Annotated in this window: 3 protein-coding genes; 1 reads left to right on the forward strand and 2 read right to left on the reverse strand. The window is 29.7% G+C overall.

The window, feature by feature from the left end; all coding sequences use genetic code 11:
• Window positions 1–75 precede the first annotated feature (75 nt).
• Window positions 76–762, forward strand: a complete 687-nt coding sequence (locus tag Q0649_RS10960) for a GntR family transcriptional regulator (protein WP_298841493.1) — start codon at window positions 76–78, stop codon at window positions 760–762.
• 69 nt (window positions 763–831) lie between these two features.
• Here Q0649_RS10960 and Q0649_RS10965 read toward each other — a convergent pair whose 3' ends face one another.
• Window positions 832–1857 (reverse strand): aldo/keto reductase, encoded by a 1026-nt coding sequence (locus tag Q0649_RS10965; RefSeq protein ID WP_298841496.1) that lies wholly within the window; start codon window positions 1855–1857, stop codon window positions 832–834.
• Between the two features lie 275 nt (window positions 1858–2132).
• Window positions 2133–2330, reverse strand: coding sequence for a cold shock domain-containing protein (locus tag Q0649_RS10970; protein WP_071611355.1), 198 nt, complete (start codon window positions 2328–2330; stop codon window positions 2133–2135).
• Between the last annotated feature and the right edge of the window lie 124 nt (window positions 2331–2454).

Consider the following 2454-nt stretch of genomic DNA (forward strand, 5'->3'; position numbering starts at 1 on the left):
TTGACAATATAAATATATAGTGCTAACATACTAGCTATACAAACTAAAGTAATTTAAATAAAGGAAAATTTAATTATGAAAATTGAACTATTAGAAAAAAACATTTATGAGACTATAAAAAATTATACTTATCGAGTGCTAAGAAGTAATATTATTGATCTTAATCTAAAACCAGGAGAAAGTATTTCTGAAAATGAAATTGCAAGTAATCTTAATGTGAGCAGAACTCCAGTTAGGGAAGCTTTTTCATTATTAGTTTCTGAGAATTTGTTAGAGATTTACCCGCAAAAGGGTACTAAGGTTTCTTATATTAACTTAAAACGTGTTGAAGAAGCTCGATTTATGAGGTTAAAGCTTGAACAAGCAGTTATAGAATTAGCTTGTAATGATTTTCCCGAAAAGTATTTATTTGAATTGGAATCTAATATTAATCAACAAAAATTTTGTTTACTAAAAAAGAACTATACTTGTGCATTTAATTTAGATAATTCATTTCATGAACTTATTTTTAAAGCATGCCAAAAGGATCGAATTTGGAACTCAATTCATTTTATGAATGGCGATTTTGACCGTATAAGGGCATTAAATATAATATCTAGTATGAATATGGATATTGTTGTTGACCAACATAAAAGAATTATTGATGCAATAAAGGCTAAAGATAGTAAGACAGGTATAAAAATAGTTGGTGAACATTTAACAAAAGTAAATGACGACAAAATGATATTACTAAGTGAATATCCTAAGTATTTTAAAGAGTGATATTATAATGAAACTGCCCATTGCCTATTTGGCAATGGGCAGTTTCATTATCTATAACTATTTATTTAATTAAACTATTTTATGCTTAGCATAAAATTCAGAGTAGTTTTTAAGTTCTCTCTTTAGAAGATTTGGAGTATCAAGTTTATAAGGACAGTGGTTTTTACAGTGTCCACATTGTATGCAATTCTTTATAAGTTCCATCTTTTCTTTAAAGCTATCGTCTAAGAAGGCTTGATATGGAGCTCTTTTAAGAAGAAGTGATATTCGAGCACAAGTAGGGATTTCGATTCCGGCAGGGCAAGGAAGACAATAGCCACAACCACGGCAGAAATCTCCAGAGAGCTCACTACGATCCTTGTTAATAATTGACCACATGGCATCATCCAATAATGGAGGATTTTTTTCAAGAGATATAAATTCATCTAATTCAGTTTCTCTTTGTATTCCCCAGATTGGTACAACGTTATCGAATTGTCTTAGAAAAGCAAAAGCTGAGGCTGCATTAGTTATTAAACCTCCTGAGAGAGCCTTCATAGCAATTAACCCAACATTTTTTTCTTTGCATTTCTTAATTAACAATAAATCATTCTCAGAAGATAAAGAACACAATGGAAATTGTATCGTATCGTATAGTCCTGATTCTGCAGCATCCATGGCATTTTTCAATTTATGATTTGTTATTCCTATAAAACGAACAAGGCCCATGTTTTTAGCTTCCATAAGGCCTGCATAAAGACCTTCAGGGTCTTCGGGGTCAGGAAGTACATCGGGATTGTGTAATTGATATATATCTATATAATCGGTTTTTAAGTTCTTTAAACTTGTGTGTAAATGTTCAAGTAAAGTTTTTTTGTCTTTAGCATGAGTTTTAGTAGCAATTATAATATTAGGCCTAATATCAGAAAGGGAATATCCAATTTTTTCTTCACTATCAGAATATGCTCTTGCTGAATCGAAGAAGTTTATCCCATTATCATAGGCTTTTCGTAAAATGTTCTTCGCAACATCAAAAGACACCCGCTGAACGGGTAATGCTCCAAATCCACTTCTAGAAATCATTAAATTTGTTCTTCCGAGTTTTATTTTATCCATTTATATGTACACCTCCATAGTTTATATGTAAAAAATTAGTAATAAGAACTATTTTAGTTTTTGTAATTCAGTATATACTTTATAACTCTATTTATATAAGTATTCAATATGGATATATAAAATCCCTTTTTTTCACTCAACACTTAATACAAAGTGGTTTTAATAAATTCAATTAAAAAAAGCCATAAGTTTGTGATATAATATCGCAGCCTATGACTTTTAAAAAAAGCAAAAAACCAGTAAATAGTTTCCTATTTACTGGTCTAATATTACTACTAAAGAACAGTAATATTTTCTGCTTGTGGGCCTTTAGGTCCTTTAACTATGTCAAAAGAAACCTTTTGACCTTCATCAAGTGATTTGTAACCATCTGAATTTATTTGAGAGAAATGTGCGAAAACATCTACTCCGTCTTCTCCTGTAATAAAACCAAATCCTTTTTCACCATTAAACCATTTAACTGTACCATTCATATAATGTATACCTCCGAAATTTTATTTCTTAAACTACTTGAAATAACAAACCAATAAAATTTTGATAACAAAATACTATATTTTAAAAATTATATTTGAAATATATCTGCGCTTCATTATTCAC

This window comes from uncultured Clostridium sp., from assembly GCF_937920395.1.
Taxonomy (GTDB): Bacteria; Bacillota; Clostridia; order Clostridiales; family Clostridiaceae; genus Clostridium_AD.